Annotated in this window: 12 protein-coding genes; 4 read left to right on the top strand and 8 right to left on the bottom strand. The window is 41.2% G+C overall.

Translation table 11 applies throughout. The features are described from left to right. Window positions 1-32: 32 nt before the first annotated feature. The 8 genes from glpD to I6F44_RS10395 all read right to left on the bottom strand — a co-directional run bounded on the left by glpD (window position 33) and on the right by I6F44_RS10395 (window position 9,734). A complete protein-coding gene (glpD, locus tag I6F44_RS10430) occupies window positions 33-1,538 on the bottom strand; it encodes a glycerol-3-phosphate dehydrogenase (RefSeq protein ID WP_197173740.1) in 1,506 nt (501 codons plus the stop codon). A 209-nt stretch (window positions 1,539-1,747) separates the two neighbouring features. Beyond that, window positions 1,748-3,247, bottom strand: a complete 1,500-nt coding sequence (gene glpK / locus I6F44_RS10425) for a glycerol kinase GlpK (RefSeq protein WP_033037088.1) — start codon at window positions 3,245-3,247, stop codon at window positions 1,748-1,750. A 207-nt stretch (window positions 3,248-3,454) separates the two neighbouring features. Next, window positions 3,455-4,777, bottom strand: a complete 1,323-nt coding sequence (locus tag I6F44_RS10420) for an alpha/beta hydrolase family protein (RefSeq protein ID WP_197173739.1) — start codon at window positions 4,775-4,777, stop codon at window positions 3,455-3,457. A gap of 29 nt (window positions 4,778-4,806) precedes the next feature. Beyond that, a complete protein-coding gene (locus tag I6F44_RS10415) occupies window positions 4,807-5,811 on the bottom strand; it encodes a Gfo/Idh/MocA family protein (protein ID WP_197173738.1) in 1,005 nt (334 codons plus the stop codon). Between the two features lie 19 nt (window positions 5,812-5,830). After that, window positions 5,831-6,979, bottom strand: coding sequence for a galactokinase (gene galK, locus I6F44_RS10410; protein WP_169061139.1), 1,149 nt, complete (start codon window positions 6,977-6,979; stop codon window positions 5,831-5,833). Next, window positions 6,969-8,033 (bottom strand): UDP-glucose--hexose-1-phosphate uridylyltransferase, encoded by a 1,065-nt coding sequence (locus I6F44_RS10405; RefSeq protein ID WP_076925769.1) that lies wholly within the window; start codon window positions 8,031-8,033, stop codon window positions 6,969-6,971. The genes galK and I6F44_RS10405 overlap by 11 nt, the downstream gene beginning before the upstream one ends. A 1-nt stretch (window position 8,034) precedes the next feature. Further along, window positions 8,035-9,048: a UDP-glucose 4-epimerase GalE gene (gene galE / locus I6F44_RS10400; protein ID WP_197173737.1), complete on the bottom strand. Its 1,014-nt coding sequence runs from the start codon at window positions 9,046-9,048 to the stop codon at window positions 8,035-8,037. 443 nt (window positions 9,049-9,491) lie between these two features. Continuing rightward, entirely contained in the window at window positions 9,492-9,734 is a 243-nt protein-coding gene (locus tag I6F44_RS10395) for a YdcH family protein (RefSeq protein WP_024600067.1), read from the bottom strand. Window positions 9,735-10,285: 551 nt separating this feature from the next. On the opposite strand from I6F44_RS10395, the gene I6F44_RS10390 reads away from it, so the two are divergent. The 4 genes from I6F44_RS10390 to astA all read left to right on the top strand — a co-directional run bounded on the left by I6F44_RS10390 (window position 10,286) and on the right by astA (window position 14,758). Beyond that, on the top strand, window positions 10,286-10,867 hold the full coding sequence (locus tag I6F44_RS10390; protein WP_197173736.1) for an anthranilate synthase component II: 582 nt from the start codon (window positions 10,286-10,288) through the stop codon (window positions 10,865-10,867). Between the two features lie 43 nt (window positions 10,868-10,910). Beyond that, complete coding sequence (locus I6F44_RS10385; RefSeq protein ID WP_197173735.1) at window positions 10,911-12,071, top strand: HDOD domain-containing protein; 1,161 nt, start codon at window positions 10,911-10,913, stop codon at window positions 12,069-12,071. Between the two features lie 379 nt (window positions 12,072-12,450). After that, entirely contained in the window at window positions 12,451-13,656 is a 1,206-nt protein-coding gene (locus I6F44_RS10380) for an aspartate aminotransferase family protein (RefSeq protein ID WP_169044608.1), read from the top strand. An 85-nt stretch (window positions 13,657-13,741) separates the two neighbouring features. After that, on the top strand, window positions 13,742-14,758 hold the full coding sequence (astA, locus tag I6F44_RS10375; protein ID WP_024600071.1) for an arginine N-succinyltransferase: 1,017 nt from the start codon (window positions 13,742-13,744) through the stop codon (window positions 14,756-14,758). Window positions 14,759-14,762: the final 4 nt, after the last annotated feature.

Genomic DNA, 14,762 nt, shown 5'->3' with positions numbered 1-14,762 from the left:
GGGGTTAACAGGAAGCTATTATAACTTAATAGTTAAGCGCTTTTAGCTGCTTGGTTATGCTCAATGTAATCATTGAGCGCAGCAACTTGTGCCTCATTAAAACGTAGTCCTAATTTGCTGCGGCGCCATAAAATATTGTATGCGTTTTCTGCCCACTCTTCATTTAGCAAGTAATCTACTTCTGCTGCAAATAAACCATGGCCAAAATCTTGGCCTAAATCACTCAACCCAGTTGCACTACCTAATATATTTTTAGCACGAGTACCATAAGTGCGTACAAAGCGTTTAAGTGTTATTTCAGGTAGCCATTCATATTTTGCTTTTAGCTCTGATTTAAGTGCTTCTACAGAGCTAAAATCACCACCAGGGAGCGAGCTATGCTTGGTCCACGCTTTGCTCATTTGTGGGTAAAAGTCTTCAAGCTTATTAACCGCAGCTTCGGCAAGTTTGCGATAAGTTGTAATTTTTCCACCAAACACACTCAATAGAGGTGCTTGCTTAGCATCACTCGAAAGCTCTAATTTATAATCGCGAGTAACGGCTTGTGCATTAACTGATTCGTCATCAAGTAATGGGCGTACGCCTGAAAAGGTATGTACTATGTCTTCGCGTTTAATCGGTTGTTTAAAGTAGGTATTAGTAATATCAATTAAGTAGTCAATTTCTTCATCACTAATTTTAACGTCTTGTGGGGCACCTTTGTGCTCTACATCGGTTGTGCCAATAAGTGAGAAGTCATCTTCAAACGGAATAACAAACACAATACGCTGATCTTTATTTTGTAAAATATAAGCTTGTTTCTCATCGTGAATGCGAGGCACTACAATGTGGCTACCTTTTACAAGGCGAATATTTTGTGGCGATTTTTCTGTTAGGGCTTCATCAAATAATTTAGCTACCCACGGGCCTGCAGCATTAACAATGCCTTTGGCAGAAATGGTGTATTTAGCTTTGCTCTTTTGCTGCTCAAGCGTTACCTGCCATTTACCTTGCTCACGTTTAGCATTTACACACTTAGTTTGTGTGGTAATAACGGCGCCTTTTTCCTGCGCTGCAAGGGCGTTTAAAACGACTAAGCGAGAATCGTCAACCCAGCCATCAGAGTATTCAAACCCTTTGGTAATAGAGGGTTCTAAAACACTATTTTCGCCAAATTTAATGCTTCGAGAACCCGCTAGTGTTTCGCGTTTCGCTAGGTTGTCATACATAAACAAACCAATGCGAATCATCCATGCAGGGCGTAGATGCTTTTGATGCGGCAATCTAAAGGTTAGTGGCCACATAATGTGAGGTGCGTTTTTAAGTAGCACTTCACGCTCGGCTAAGGCTTCTTTTACTAATCTAAATTCGTAGTGCTCAAGGTAGCGCAGACCACCGTGGATCAGCTTAGAACTGTTTGAAGATGTTGCACAGGCAAGGTCTGATTGTTCGCACAAGAGTACTTTTAATCCTCTGCCTGCTGCATCAGCTGCTATTCCAGTGCCGTTTACACCGCCACCGATGACTAGTAAGTCATATTCGTTATCTGCTAATTCCACCGAGCTAACCTTTTTATTTGTAATATAAATAAGACATAAGCATCATAAAGCTGCTGTTTTCATTTGACAATAGAAAACCCAGTTTTTTATTCGTTAATTTTGACGCTGATCCATTTTCAATTTAAAGCAGTAAAGCATCCCTTTAAATCTAGCTATTGGCTAAGTTAAAAAGGCGAAGTGGCTAAAGTATTGGCTTAGCCACTTAGTACTTACTCCGGACAGTTTTTATTCGTTAAACATACTTGAGCAACGCAGTGTTGCCATTTTGCATATAAATCGTTACGTTCGTCGGCGCTCATAGTTGGCTCAAAACGACGGTCGCATGTCCACATTTTAGATAACTGCTCAGTTGACTCGTACACACCTGTTTGTAAGCCAGCTAAATATGCTACGCCTAAAGAGGTGGTTTCGGTCACAGTTGGGCGCTCAACTGTTGCGCCTAAAATATTTGATAAGAAGGTCATAACCCAGTTATTTTTTACCATACCGCCATCTACACGAAGCACACTTGGGCGAAGACCATCACGCTCCATCGCTTTTTGTAAATCTTTGGTCTGGTAACCAACTGATTGCAGAGCAGCCGCAACAATTGTGCTAATACCTGAATCGCGTGTTAGACCTAAAATAGCGCCACGTGCATTAGGGTCCCAATAAGGAGCGCCTAAACCCGTAAACGAAGGCACTAAAAATACACCATGATCGAGGGGGACATCTTTAACCATCGATTCACTTTCGCCAGCATGGCTAAGTAGCTTTAAGCCTTCAACAATCCACTGCATCGTTGCGCCAGCCATAAATATGCTGCCTTCAATGGCGTAAGTTGGCTTGCCGTTTAATCTATAGGCAACAGTGGTCAATAAGCGGTTTTCTGAGGTCAGTGCTTTTTCGCCAGTATTAAGCATTAAAAAACAGCCTGTACCGTAAGTGCTTTTTGCCATGCCTTGTTCAAAACATGCGTGGCCAACAAGTGCAGCTTGCTGATCGCCTGCAATACCACAAACACGAATTGGCGCACCAAAAATGTCAGCACTGGTTGAGCCAAACTCGTCAGCTGAATCCATTACTTCTGGAAGCATAGATTCTGGAATATCGAATAACTCTAAAAGCTCTTGATCCCATTGCTGGGTATGTATATTAAATAACATGGTGCGCGATGCATTGGTTGCATCGGTGCGGTGCTCTTTGCCGCCCGTTAGCTGCCAAAGCAGGTAGGTGTCAACCGTACCAAAAGCGAGCTCACCTGCAAGAGCTTGTTCGCGTGCGCCTTCAACGTTATCTAAAATCCAACGAATTTTAGTGGCCGAAAAATAAGGGTCGAGCAATAAGCCTGTTTTTTCGCTTATTGTTTGGCAAAGCTCATCAGTTGTTAGGCTTTCGCAATAGTCACTAGTGCGACGGTCTTGCCAAACAATTGCGTTATAAATTGTTTTGCCTGTTTTTTTGTTCCACACTAACGTGGTTTCGCGTTGGTTGGTGATACCAATGGCAATAATTTCTTCAGGCTTTACATCGTTTTTAGTTAAGACTTCGCGGCTAGTGCTAAGCACTGTTTGCCAAATATCGTTAGGGTCGTGTTCTACCCAACCATTTTGTGGAAAATGCTGCGAAAATTCTTGTTGTGCTGTACCAAAAACGTCTGCATCTTTTGTAAACAAGATGGCCCGAGAGCTTGTGGTTCCTTGATCAATTGAGAGTATGTATTTGGACATGATATTTGTGTTATTTATCTTATCTTATATATGACTAGATTGCCTTTAACCGAAGTTAATGGCAATGGTTTTTTCTTAAAATAGCAGATTAAAAAATAAACACGCTAATATTTGTTGGTAACTCTTTTATATAAAAGGCGTTTTATTTTTGCATTATTTTAAGGGCGTACGCGGCTATTGATTAAAACAGCCGCTTAAAGCTTATTATTACTTGGTGTGAGGTTTAGCTTGTTGCCAATCCATACCGGTAGAAAAGCGATTATCAAACCCGCGCCACTGTGGCAGCGGCTTACCATCAACAACAGCTTGGTCGCCGTTTTGTGGTAAATCTAAGTATTTACACTCGTTGGCTATGCCTTTTACGTGGCAATCCATCATGGCAAGTACAAAGTGTTTGTTGATTTCGTTTAGTGTACGCATAGACCACGAAGGCTCGTAGTAATGGCCTATATCTAGCTCACTGCTGCTTTGTGCAATAGCAGGGGCTGGGTGTGGTGCAATATTATGGCGTGCATTTTTGTAAGTAAGCATGTACTTATCTTTGCTGCCTGTTTGGTTATAAAGGTTTTTAATACCTTCATAGCCAGAAATGTCATCTAAGTTACCGGCTACATAAAGCGAAGGTACTTTAATATTTTCCATTGCTTTGGCATCAAATATAGCGTGCTGTCCGCCCCATGGTGCAAAGGCCACCATCGCTTTTATACGTGGGTCTACTTTTGGGTTTTGGTATTGCCCACCAGCGCAGCTGTTTAGTAATTGCTGTACTTTTTCAATTTGAACAGGGTCTTTCATACCCGTAAACATAGCCGTTGTTTGCTCATTAAAAGCGTAACAACCACCTATCGTATTTACAGCGCCATAGCCACCCATTGAGTAACCAATTACGCCTGCGCTTTTGTTGTCTACTTGCTTGCTTGCAAAGTTGTTTTGCTCATTAAAGTAATTAATAACAAACTGCTGATCGCGTGAGCGATTTACAAGCGTGCTAAAAAAGCCAGAGAATGGCGCGTTTTTAAAATCAACATCGGCGTTGGTTGAGTCAGTATGATCAATAGCTACCACAATGTAACCGTGCGACGCTAAATGCTCGCCAAGGTAGTACATAATTGTACGGTAACCGGTATAACCGTGCGAAAGCACTATCACAGGGTAGTGTTCTTTATTATTAATGGCGACATCACGCATTGCATCGGCTTGCAAAGTAAACTCTTTACCTGAGCGAGTTTCATCTTTGTAGCTGGTAAGTGGCGCTTTTGCTGTCTTTGCAGCCGGATACCACACTTCTACTTTTAAAGGACGATCTTTTTGGCCTTGTGTAGCGGGGTTAAATTGCGCGGGGTTAACTAAATCAAGTGTTTGCACACCTACATTGTAGCTACCTTTAGCTGCAAGCTCTGGGAGTACTTCGCTAGTGATTGGCGGGTATAGCTGCTCTGGTTTATTAGATTCAGCAACAGCTACACTGGCAGATAAACTGCACGTAGCAAGTAATATAGCTTTTGAAAGCGCCTTGAGTGTGTGTGTCATTGTGTGTCCTTGTTGTGTATTTTTATTTTTTAATTAATCAGTTCAGCCGACTCGACGGCATTGCTATATTGCAACTGCCATTGTGCTCGTAAGGTATCCATTATGTTCATAACTCGTAAGCTAGTACCGAGGGGCAACACGCTGCTTTGGGTTTGTTTTTGTAATATACACTGCGTGACATGTGCAATTTCAAACTTAAAATTTTCATCGTCGCTAAAGTCGTATTCAAAGTATTGCGGGTCTTGGTCGTTTATGTGTAGCTCTAGCGTTTTTGCACCTACAAACTGAGGTATTCGAATATAGCCAAGCTCACCATTAATACATGCTTCTGTTGGGCCATTTTGCTGCAGTGCGCTGGCAAGAGATGCAAATTGCCCGTTACCGTAATCAACTATAGCAGTGCTTCGCTCATCAACACCGGTTGTGCTTTTATGTACAAAGGATTTGATGTGTTCAGGGGCTTTATTAAATACCACATCAGCAATCGAAATAGGATAAATACCTAAATCGAGTAGGGCGCCACCCGCTGTTACAGGGTTCATTAATCGGTGGCTGTCGGCAAAGCTGCCGGGTAAACTAAAGTTGGCATTAACACTGTGCACATTACCAATAACACCTTCATTTAGGAGCTGCTGTAATTTTACTATGGCTGGTAAAAATCGCATCCAAACGCCTTCCATTAAAAAGCAGTTTTGTTGCTCTGCAAGCTCAGTGAGACTTTGCAACTGCTTAGCATTAACGGTAATTGGTTTTTCGCTTAGCACGTGCTTATTGTGTTTTAAGCATTGGGCGATAGTTTTAAAGTGTTGATCGTGCGTATTGGCAATATAAATAGCATCTATATTTGGGCATTGCATAAGAGCTTGATAGCTTTCATAGCCTTGAATATTGTACGGTGTGGCAAATTCTTTAGCGCGCTGCATGCTCGTTGATGCCGCGCCAATAAGCTGTGCATCACTGCAATGCGCAATGCTTGTAGCAAAGGTGTGAGCTATATTGCCACACCCAATAATTCCCCAATTAACCTTTGCCATGCTTATTCCTTAAGTTTATTTAAAAAGACGTAATTTGTAATCCTGAACCCGCTGAACATACGTAAATATCAGCATTTAAGTTAAAGCGCTCAAAGTAATGCTTTTCTACCGCTGCTTTAATAAGAGGTACTTCCGCATCGCGACACAAACATACAATTGCGCCACCAAAGCCGCCACCCGTCATGCGCACTGCGCCGCGATCGCCCATCGCTTCTTTACAAATTTCTACTAGGCCATCGGTTGCAGGTACGGTTACTTCAAAATCGTGTTTAAGCGATTGATGCGATGCAGCCATTAGCGTACGAAGTGCATCCATATCATTATTTTGTAGTGCAGTTGTTGCTGCAATTACACGGTCGTTTTCGCTAATTACGTGGTGTGCACGTTTATATTCGTTTTCGCTTAATGTTGCTTTTACTGCTTGCAGGCCAGTCATGGTGGCTTGGCGAAGTGTTTCTACACCCATTTTTACAGCAGCTTGTTCGCAGTCAATGCGGCGCTGGTTGTACTCGCTATCAACCAACTTACGCGGGTAGTTAGAGTTAACAATAACAATATTTAAATCATCAGGAACTTTAACTGATTTGGTTGCTAAGTTTTCACAGTCGATTAATAGTGCATGACCGTTCTCGCCTTTAGCTGAAATAAGCTGATCCATAATGCCGCATTGGCAATGCATAAAGTCGTTTTCGGCTTCTTGGCCAAATAGCGCAATTTGCTCTGGCGGTAAACCAAGCTGTGCAATATGGTTAAACATACCGCCTACAGCAACTTCTAGTGCGGCCGATGACGACAAGCCACTACCTTGCGGTAAGTTGCTGTCAATAAGTAGGTCGGCGCCACGCAGTGTGTAGCCCGCTCTTTTAAGAACATAAGTAACAGCACGAATGTAGTTACCCCACTGCGACTGGCCTTCAGTAATTTCTTCATCAACGCTAAAGCTGTCTTTTTCGCCTGGGTAATTTAAAGAATGCACAGTAATAATATTGTCGTCGCGCTCTTTAAACATTACTTGGGTTCGAAACTCTAACGAACACGGTAAAACAAAACCGTCGTTGTAGTCGGTAAATTCGCCAATAAGGTTTACACGCCCCGGTGCTGCTGCAATACCTTGAGCAGGCGCGCCATACAGTGACAAAAATTGTTGTTGGAATTCGTTAAGCTTCATCTGTGTGTCCTGCTGTATCTTTATAGTGTGTTGTACTGGCTGCTTTTAAAATAGAAGCAGCGGTTTCTGCGCTTAAGTCGCGTTGGCTTTCGCCTAGCATTTCGTAGCCTACCATGTGTTTTTTAACAGTAGCAGAGCGAAGTAGCGGCGGATAAAAATGGGCATGCAAACGCCAATGTTGCTCATCAGAGCCTCTGTTAGCGGGTGCATTGTGCCACCCCATAGAATACGGGAAGCTACAATTAAATACGTTGTCGTACTTAGTGGTTAATACTTTAAGTGCCTGGGCCAAAGAATCGGTTTGCGCATCGTTTAGCTGGCTAAAGTTTTGAATATTATCTTTAGTTACTAGCATTGTTTCAAACGGCCACGCTGCCCAAAATGGCACAACAACAAGCCAATGTTCGTTTTCAAATACAACACGTGTTTGATCTGCTTGCTCTTTTTGCGCGTAATCGGCAAGCATGGCTGTGCCATGCTTTTTATAATAGTTAAGCTGCTGGTTATCTTCGGCTTCTATTTCGGTTGATAAATGCGAGTGAGCCCATACTTGGCCGTGAGGATGAGGTTGCGAACAACCCATGATCTCGCCTTTATTTTCAAAAACTTGTACGCATTCGTACTGCTGTGCAAGCTCTGTGTAATTTTGTTTCCAGGTTTTTACTACTTCGTGCAATGCGTTTTGGCTAAGCTCTGGTAGTGTTTTATTATGCTCTGGCGAAAAACAAATTACGCGGCATTCGCCACTGGCTTCGTCGGCAATAAATAAATCGCTGTCTGATTCTAAGCTTTGTAATTGCTCGCTGGCATTAGGTGTGAGTGCACCAAAGTCATTTCTAAATACGTGTGTGTATTTATAATCTGGGTTACTGTCGCCATTTGCACGGGTATTACTTGGGCAAAGTGGGCAGCTTTCATCGTGTTTTGGTAATACGTTTTCGTTAACGGCTTCTGTTGCGCCTAACCATGGGCGGTTATTACGATGTGGTGAAACTAATACCCAACGACCCGTTAGCGGGTTTTTACGTCTGTGAGTACTTTCTAATAAAGCCATGTTAACTCTCCAACCCACTTGGGTAATTAGTTTGCCAGCGCCATGTATCGTTGGTCATGTCGCTAAGTGTTAGTTCTGCGTGCCAGTTAAGTGTGTTTTGCGCTTTTGTAGCATCGGCGTAATTACAGGCAATATCGCCTGCTCGGCGCGGTGCACTTTTATACGGAATATCTTTATTGGCTGATGCGCTAAATGCTTTGATCATATCGAGCACTGAATAGCCTTGCCCGGTGCCTAGGTTATAAGCATGAAAGGCGGTATCTGTTTTATGCTGCATAAAAGCGGCAACGTGGCCTTTAGCTAAGTCTAAAACATGAATATAGTCGCGTACGCCTGTGCCATCTTCGGTGTCATAGTCGTCACCAAAAATATTAACCACGTCGCGTTTACCTACCGCAGTTTGAGCAATAAATGGCATTAAGTTATTAGGAATGCCATTAGGACTCTCACCTAATAAACCACTTGGGTGTGCACCTACAGGATTGAAGTAACGCAGTGCGATGCCCATAAATTTACTGTTGGCATTACATACATCTTGCATGGCTTGTTCAACCATAACTTTAGTCCAACCATATGGGTTAGTTGCGCGTATAGGGTGTTTTTCGTCAATAGGGAGGTAGTCGGGTTCGCCGTACACAGTAGCCGATGAGCTAAATATAATATGGTTAACGTCTGCCTCTTGCATGTTTTGTAGCATGCTTAATGTGCCCGACACATTATTTTGATAATAACGCAGTGGTTGCTCAGTTGATTCGCCAACGGCTTTTAAAGCCGCAAAGTGAAAAACAGCTTCGGCTTTAGTATGTTTTAGGGCGAGTTTAAATTGTTGCTCGTCTTGAATGTCACCCAATATAAACTCAAACCGAGTACCTGTAATCTTTTCGAGTTGGTCAAGTACCCGCGCACTTGCATTAGACAAGTTATCATAAATAACAGGTGTAATACCTGCTTCATGCAATGCAATACATGTGTGACTACCTATGTAACCCATGCCGCCAGTGACTAAAACTTTCATGTTTATTCTCGAAAAGTGTATTTATATGATAAATACTACTATTAAGGTGGTTTAAAAACAATAGTTATGATTACTGGATAATTCAAATAAAAGCATAAAAAATATTCAGATTGAACACTCGCTTGTGTTTAAGTGGCATGTTTTTATTTTAACTAACATAGACTTAGCTTTATCAATTGATTAGATAAACTGATTCGATTATTGACCTAATTTCAGCGGTAGGGGTGCTGCTAATATAGCGAGAACAAAGTTAGGAGAAAGCAGCATAAATAAAACAGTTTTACTTACCGGTGCTACCGATAGCACTTGCTAGAAACGCAAAGATGTTATTAACCCAAGTACTGTATTTATGAAATCTGTGGGTGGCTTTGTAAAGTTTTAGAAAAAATCCTTATGGTTGATCTAAAGAGCTCACTTGTCAGTGAGCTCTTTTTTTAGCTGGATTACTGCTCTTGCTGCAAGCGCTCGTATAGCCAATCTTTTAATTCTGTACGTTCATGTTTTAGCTGATGCATTTGCTCATCGCTTATGGGCGCATCTTTGAGCTCTAACACTCTAATTTCTTTATCTAGCTTGTCGTACTTATCTGCTTTTTTTGCAAATTCAGTATCGCTTTCATTTAACTCGGCAATTGTCCTTAAGTACTCTGGAAAGTCATTAGTTAATGAGTGGTCTTCGCCTAACATATTCGCTCCTTAATAGGATATAAATGAGCTCACAAGTAAGTGAGTTGTATGAGTGAATTACTGCCTTTCATATAATACACTGGGGCTTATATAGATATAATTCAACCATTGAGCCGCTAATTTGATGCAGCTCAAACAATCTGTTTATTTTGCTCAGTAAGGCATTTCACTAAAGTGTTTAATAGAGCGATCAATAAACGCACGTACTTTAGGGGTCAATAATTTATTGTTGGGGTATACAGCCTAAAAGGTGTGTTAACTACTCGCGAAAAGCTTAAAACTCGATATTATTGCTCAAGGTGCAAGGAATCTCTGGCTTGAGAGAATAAATTTAAATATCACCATGATTTAATACGTTAATAAATCTCTTAACCAGAGTTCGGGTTAAGTGAACCAGTACCCACTAAAGACTTTAAAGAACTTTTAGCAAAAACAGTTAATTTTTAACGCTTTTTGCTAATTTATGTTGGCTAGTTAATAGTGGTAGAATGCAGCGCTTAGTACCGCTTGCGTGAAGTAAGTGGTCAATAATTTATAAGGTTTGTTGTGTAATGCTGTTAATGATCGATAACTACGATTCGTTTACTTACAACTTAGTGCAATATTTTCAGCGTTTAGATCAAGACGTTTTAGTAAAACGTAATGACGAGCTAAACATTGCACAAATAAAACAGTTAAACCCGCAGCACATCGTGTTATCGCCTGGGCCATGTACCCCTAATGAAGCGGGTATTTCATTAAATGTTGTTGAGCAACTAAAAGGACAATATCCTATTCTAGGGATTTGCTTGGGGCATCAAACTATCGCGCAAGCTTTGGGGGGAGATGTAATTCGTGCTAAAAAAGTTATGCACGGTAAAACATCACCCATAGTTCACACTAATAAAGGTGTGTTTAAAGGTTTAGCTAACCCGTTAACAGTATGTCGTTATCATTCTTTAGTGGTTAAAGCGCAAACTCTACCTAAAGAGCTTGAAGTAACAGCATGGACTCAGACTGAGCAAGGCGAGTTTGACGAAATTATGGGATTACTTCATAAAGAATTAGCAATCGAAGGTGTGCAGTTTCACCCCGAAGCTATTCTAACTGTTCAAGGCTTAGAACTGCTTGATAACTTTTTAACTCGCTTCTAATGTTATAATACACAGAGCATTTAATACTTTATTAATGGATGTCATGACTGAACTTGAAGCGCAACAGCGTACTGCCAAAATATTAAGCCAACGGGCTCATGACTTATTGCTTGGGCACAGCTTTGCGCATCAGCAAATTGGTTTCATTCATACATTAGATATAGATTACGGCGAACCGATGAAGCAACGTACTTTGCTTCAGGTTGAAGTGGCCGCACAGAATAAACGCCAGCAAAGCAGTACTGCACATCATAAGTATCGCGCTCAAGCGAGTGAGCAACTGCACAAAACAATTGAAACAGCTATATATAAGCAGCTTGAAGATATAGATGGCGTAATTCACAGTACTATAGGTATTGAAGATGGCATTGCCAATATACTCGATATATTAGCTGTAAAGTCGGCATCGGTAGGGCGTTTAGAGCCACTGGTTAATGATATAAGCTGGTTGGGTAGAGAATTAGTAACGCTTGTTAATTTACCTTACTACCGTAATCAACGTAGTAAAAACACGTCTGTAAAAGTAGATAAACCATCGCTTGCCCTTCGTTATATTGGCCTTGATAACTTACAGCTTGTTATTCCTACATTTGCTGCGCGTCATTGGATGCCACATAGCACCGAACCATTTTCATTATTAAAACGCCGGCTACGCGACAGCGCGATGGCAAACGCGATTGCAGCGCAAAAAATTGCACAAATTAATAATGTGAATGACGTACATGCATTTACCCTTGGAATGCTTTTAGATGTAGGACGAATTGCATTAGTGCGCTTGTACTTAAAAACGTTTGAGAAAGTATGGCAACGCAAAGTGCAGTTAGCCCGAAATGAAAACCAAAAAGATTTGCACACCGCATTATTAGAGCTACAGCCCGACCCGCTATTTTTAACCACTCTACTTAGCAATAAGTCGATAGAAGTAAGCGCCAAAGTAATAGACAAAATGGCTTTTAAATATTTACCGTTTAAAGGTGTCATGCAGCAGCTAGTAAATGGGGTAGATAAAGGCGATACATTACTGCCATTAACAGAAGTAATGCTAAAGGCACGTTGCTACTCTCAATATCTTAATTTAAAAGAGCATCAACTTATTGAGCCTGATGAAACTCTAAGCTGGTTTTCGTACTTTAAGTTCACTAAAACGGAACTAAAAACCCTCCAATCGAGTAATTTTACCAATTTAGCTATTCAAATTGACTAAAAATCTGAATTTTTTGTTAATTTTTTTGCGACTAACCATTCATTCTCACTCTATTGTTATATTGCATATTTGCCGATTAAAGCATGCGCGCCTTGGTGCTCATGCGGTTAGTTGTTTAAAAATAAGCATAAATAGCTATGCAAATAGTTATTCACTATCTATGAAATAATATCTTTAGCCCTTTATTTTCAAGGGATACATGAAAGTTTTTAACGAGACAGATATAAGTAATTCTGAAATAATGTGCGTCTGAAAATTGAACCACAAAGCAATTTTGCGCAATTATCAGGTTACTGATCTTGCCTATAAAGTTGGTTACAAATATTAACCAAACACCTATTTTGATGTTTTGTGTTGCTCACAATTAAGAGGAAATAAAATGACAGTCAATCGCGAATTATTTGATCACGTAATGGTTCCTAACTACGCACCTTCAAGCGTAATTCCTGTTCGAGGCGAAGGTTCTCGCGTATGGGATCAACAAGGTCGAGAGTTTATCGACTTTGCTGGTGGTATTGCAGTTAACTGTCTTGGCCATTGCCACCCTGCATTAGTAGGCGCATTAAAAGAGCAAGGCGAAAAAATCTGGCATCTATCAAATGTAATGACCAATGAGCCGGCACTTCGCCTAGCTAAAAAAATGGTTGATGCTACATTTGCTGAAAAAGTTTATTTTGCCAACTCAGGCGCAGAAGCAAACGAAGCAGCGCTTAAGTTAGCGCGTCGTTTTGCACTTGATAAGTTTGGCGCAGAAAAATCACAAATCATCGCGTTCAACAAAGGTTTCCACGGTCGTACATTCTTTACCGTAACTGTTGGTGGCCAAGCTGCATATTCAGATGGTTTTGGTCCTAAGCCTGGCGACATTGTACATTGTGATTACAACGACCTAGCTGCTTTTGAAGCGCTTATCAGCGACAAAACATGTGCCGTAATGATGGAACCTCTTCAAGGTGAAGGCGGTATTGTTTCGCCAACTGACGAGTTTGCTCAAGGCGTTCGCGATTTATGTACTAAGCATAACGCACTGCTTATTTTTGATGAAGTTCAAACAGGTGTTGGCCGTACTGGCGATTTATACGCATACCAAGGCTTAAACATAGTACCTGATATTTTAACTTCAGCTAAAGCACTTGGCGGCGGTTTCCCTATTGGCGCTATGATCACAACAACTGAAATTGCACAGCATCTTAAAGTAGGTACTCATGGTTCTACTTATGGCGGCAACCCGCTTGCGTGTGCTGTTGCAGAAGCTGCATTTGATACAGTAAATACCCCAGAAGTACTTGCTGGCGTAAAAGCTAAAGCAGCATTATTTAATGAACTACTTACTGCGGTTAACGAAAAATACAACGTATTTAGCGAAATCCGTGGCCAAGGTTTATTAATTGGTGCAGTAGTGAACGAGCAATATAAAGGTCGTGCAAAAGAGTTTTTAGTGGCAGGGACTGAGCAAGGCCTTATGTCATTAGTTGCTGGTGCAGACGTAATACGTTTCACTCCATCTTTAGTAATTCCTGAAGCGGACATTCGCGAAGGTATGGCACGCTTTGAAAAAGCAGTAGCAAGCGTAGTAAACGCATAAGCGACTTAAGCCAACCAATTAAGGGCAAGCACTGCTTGCCCTGCAATTCCTATTTACCGTTATTTATAAGGGAGCAAGCGGACTCATGATGATCCTTCGCCCAATCCAGCAAAATGATTATTCAGCATTACTGAAAATTGCCCACGAATCAGGGCATGGTTTTACGTCTTTGCCATTAAACGAAGAACTATTGCAAAAAAAGATCGACCATTCAGTAAGCTCTTTTGCTAAACAAACGTCACAACCTGGTGACGAAGGCTACCTGTTTGTTCTTGAAGATAGCGAAACCGGTGAAGTTGTAGGAACGTCTGCAATTGAAGCGGCAGTAGGGCTTGATGATGCATTTTATCATTATCACTTAAGTAAAGTGATTCACTCTTCGCGCACATTAGACGTATACAAAGCGGTTGATATTCTAACGCTATGTAACGACTACACAGGTGCTACAGAGCTTTGCACATTGTTTTTAAAAGATGGTTATCGTAAAAATTGTAACGGTAAACTACTTTCCAAAGCGCGCTTTATGTTTATAAAGCAGCATCAAGAGCGTTTTGCACAAACAGTGATTGCAGAAATGCGCGGTGTGTCTGACGAAAACGGCAGTAGCCCTTTTTGGCAGTGGCTAGAAGAGCATTTTTTCTCAATGGATTTTCCAACAGCCGATTACCTAACAGGTATTGGCCAAAAGGTTTTCATTGCTGAACTAATGCCTAAATATCCAATTTACGTAAATTTGCTAAGTAAAGATGCGCAAGCTGTAATAGGTAAGGTACACGACAATACACGCCCAGCAATTGAATTATTAAAAAGCGAAGGCTTTACGTTTAATGGCTACGTAGATATTTTTGACGCGGGCCCAACTGTTGAAGCCAAAGTAGATAACATTGCGACTATTCGTAATGCGCATAACTTTAAAGTTGAAATAGGCCAAATGACTGGCGACACCATGGTGTTACTAGCTAACGAAAAGCTTAATGACTTTAGAGCGACTGTTGCGCCAATGTCGTTTGACGATCGAGCTAAAAGCCTTATTTTATCGCAAGAAATAGCAGATGCACTGCATTTGCAAGCTGGCGATATTGTTAGCGCAACCCCAGTTTAATTTA

Source organism: Pseudoalteromonas sp. NZS11_1, assembly GCF_015864275.1.
Classification (GTDB): domain Bacteria; phylum Pseudomonadota; class Gammaproteobacteria; order Enterobacterales; family Alteromonadaceae; genus Pseudoalteromonas; species Pseudoalteromonas arctica.
Note: the sequence above shows the minus strand (reverse complement) of the source record. Positions and strands in the feature narration are given on the sequence as shown.

Bases quoted from the DNA above. Each gene is read 5' to 3' on its own strand.
- galK (WP_169061139.1), bottom strand. From the start codon at position 6,979: ATGAAGCTTAACGAATTCCAACAACAATTTTTGTCACTGTATGGCGCG.
- astA (WP_024600071.1), top strand. From the start codon at position 13,742: ATGATGATCCTTCGCCCAATCCAGCAAAATGATTATTCAGCATTACTG.
- I6F44_RS10390 (WP_197173736.1), top strand. From the start codon at position 10,286: ATGCTGTTAATGATCGATAACTACGATTCGTTTACTTACAACTTAGTG.
- glpK (WP_033037088.1), bottom strand. From the start codon at position 3,247: ATGTCCAAATACATACTCTCAATTGATCAAGGAACCACAAGCTCTCGG.
- I6F44_RS10380 (WP_169044608.1), top strand. From the start codon at position 12,451: ATGACAGTCAATCGCGAATTATTTGATCACGTAATGGTTCCTAACTAC.
- I6F44_RS10420 (WP_197173739.1), bottom strand. From the start codon at position 4,777: ATGACACACACACTCAAGGCGCTTTCAAAAGCTATATTACTTGCTACG.
- I6F44_RS10405 (WP_076925769.1), bottom strand. From the start codon at position 8,033: ATGGCTTTATTAGAAAGTACTCACAGACGTAAAAACCCGCTAACGGGT.
- galE (WP_197173737.1), bottom strand. From the start codon at position 9,048: ATGAAAGTTTTAGTCACTGGCGGCATGGGTTACATAGGTAGTCACACA.
- I6F44_RS10385 (WP_197173735.1), top strand. From the start codon at position 10,911: ATGACTGAACTTGAAGCGCAACAGCGTACTGCCAAAATATTAAGCCAA.
- I6F44_RS10415 (WP_197173738.1), bottom strand. From the start codon at position 5,811: ATGGCAAAGGTTAATTGGGGAATTATTGGGTGTGGCAATATAGCTCAC.
- I6F44_RS10395 (WP_024600067.1), bottom strand. From the start codon at position 9,734: ATGTTAGGCGAAGACCACTCATTAACTAATGACTTTCCAGAGTACTTA.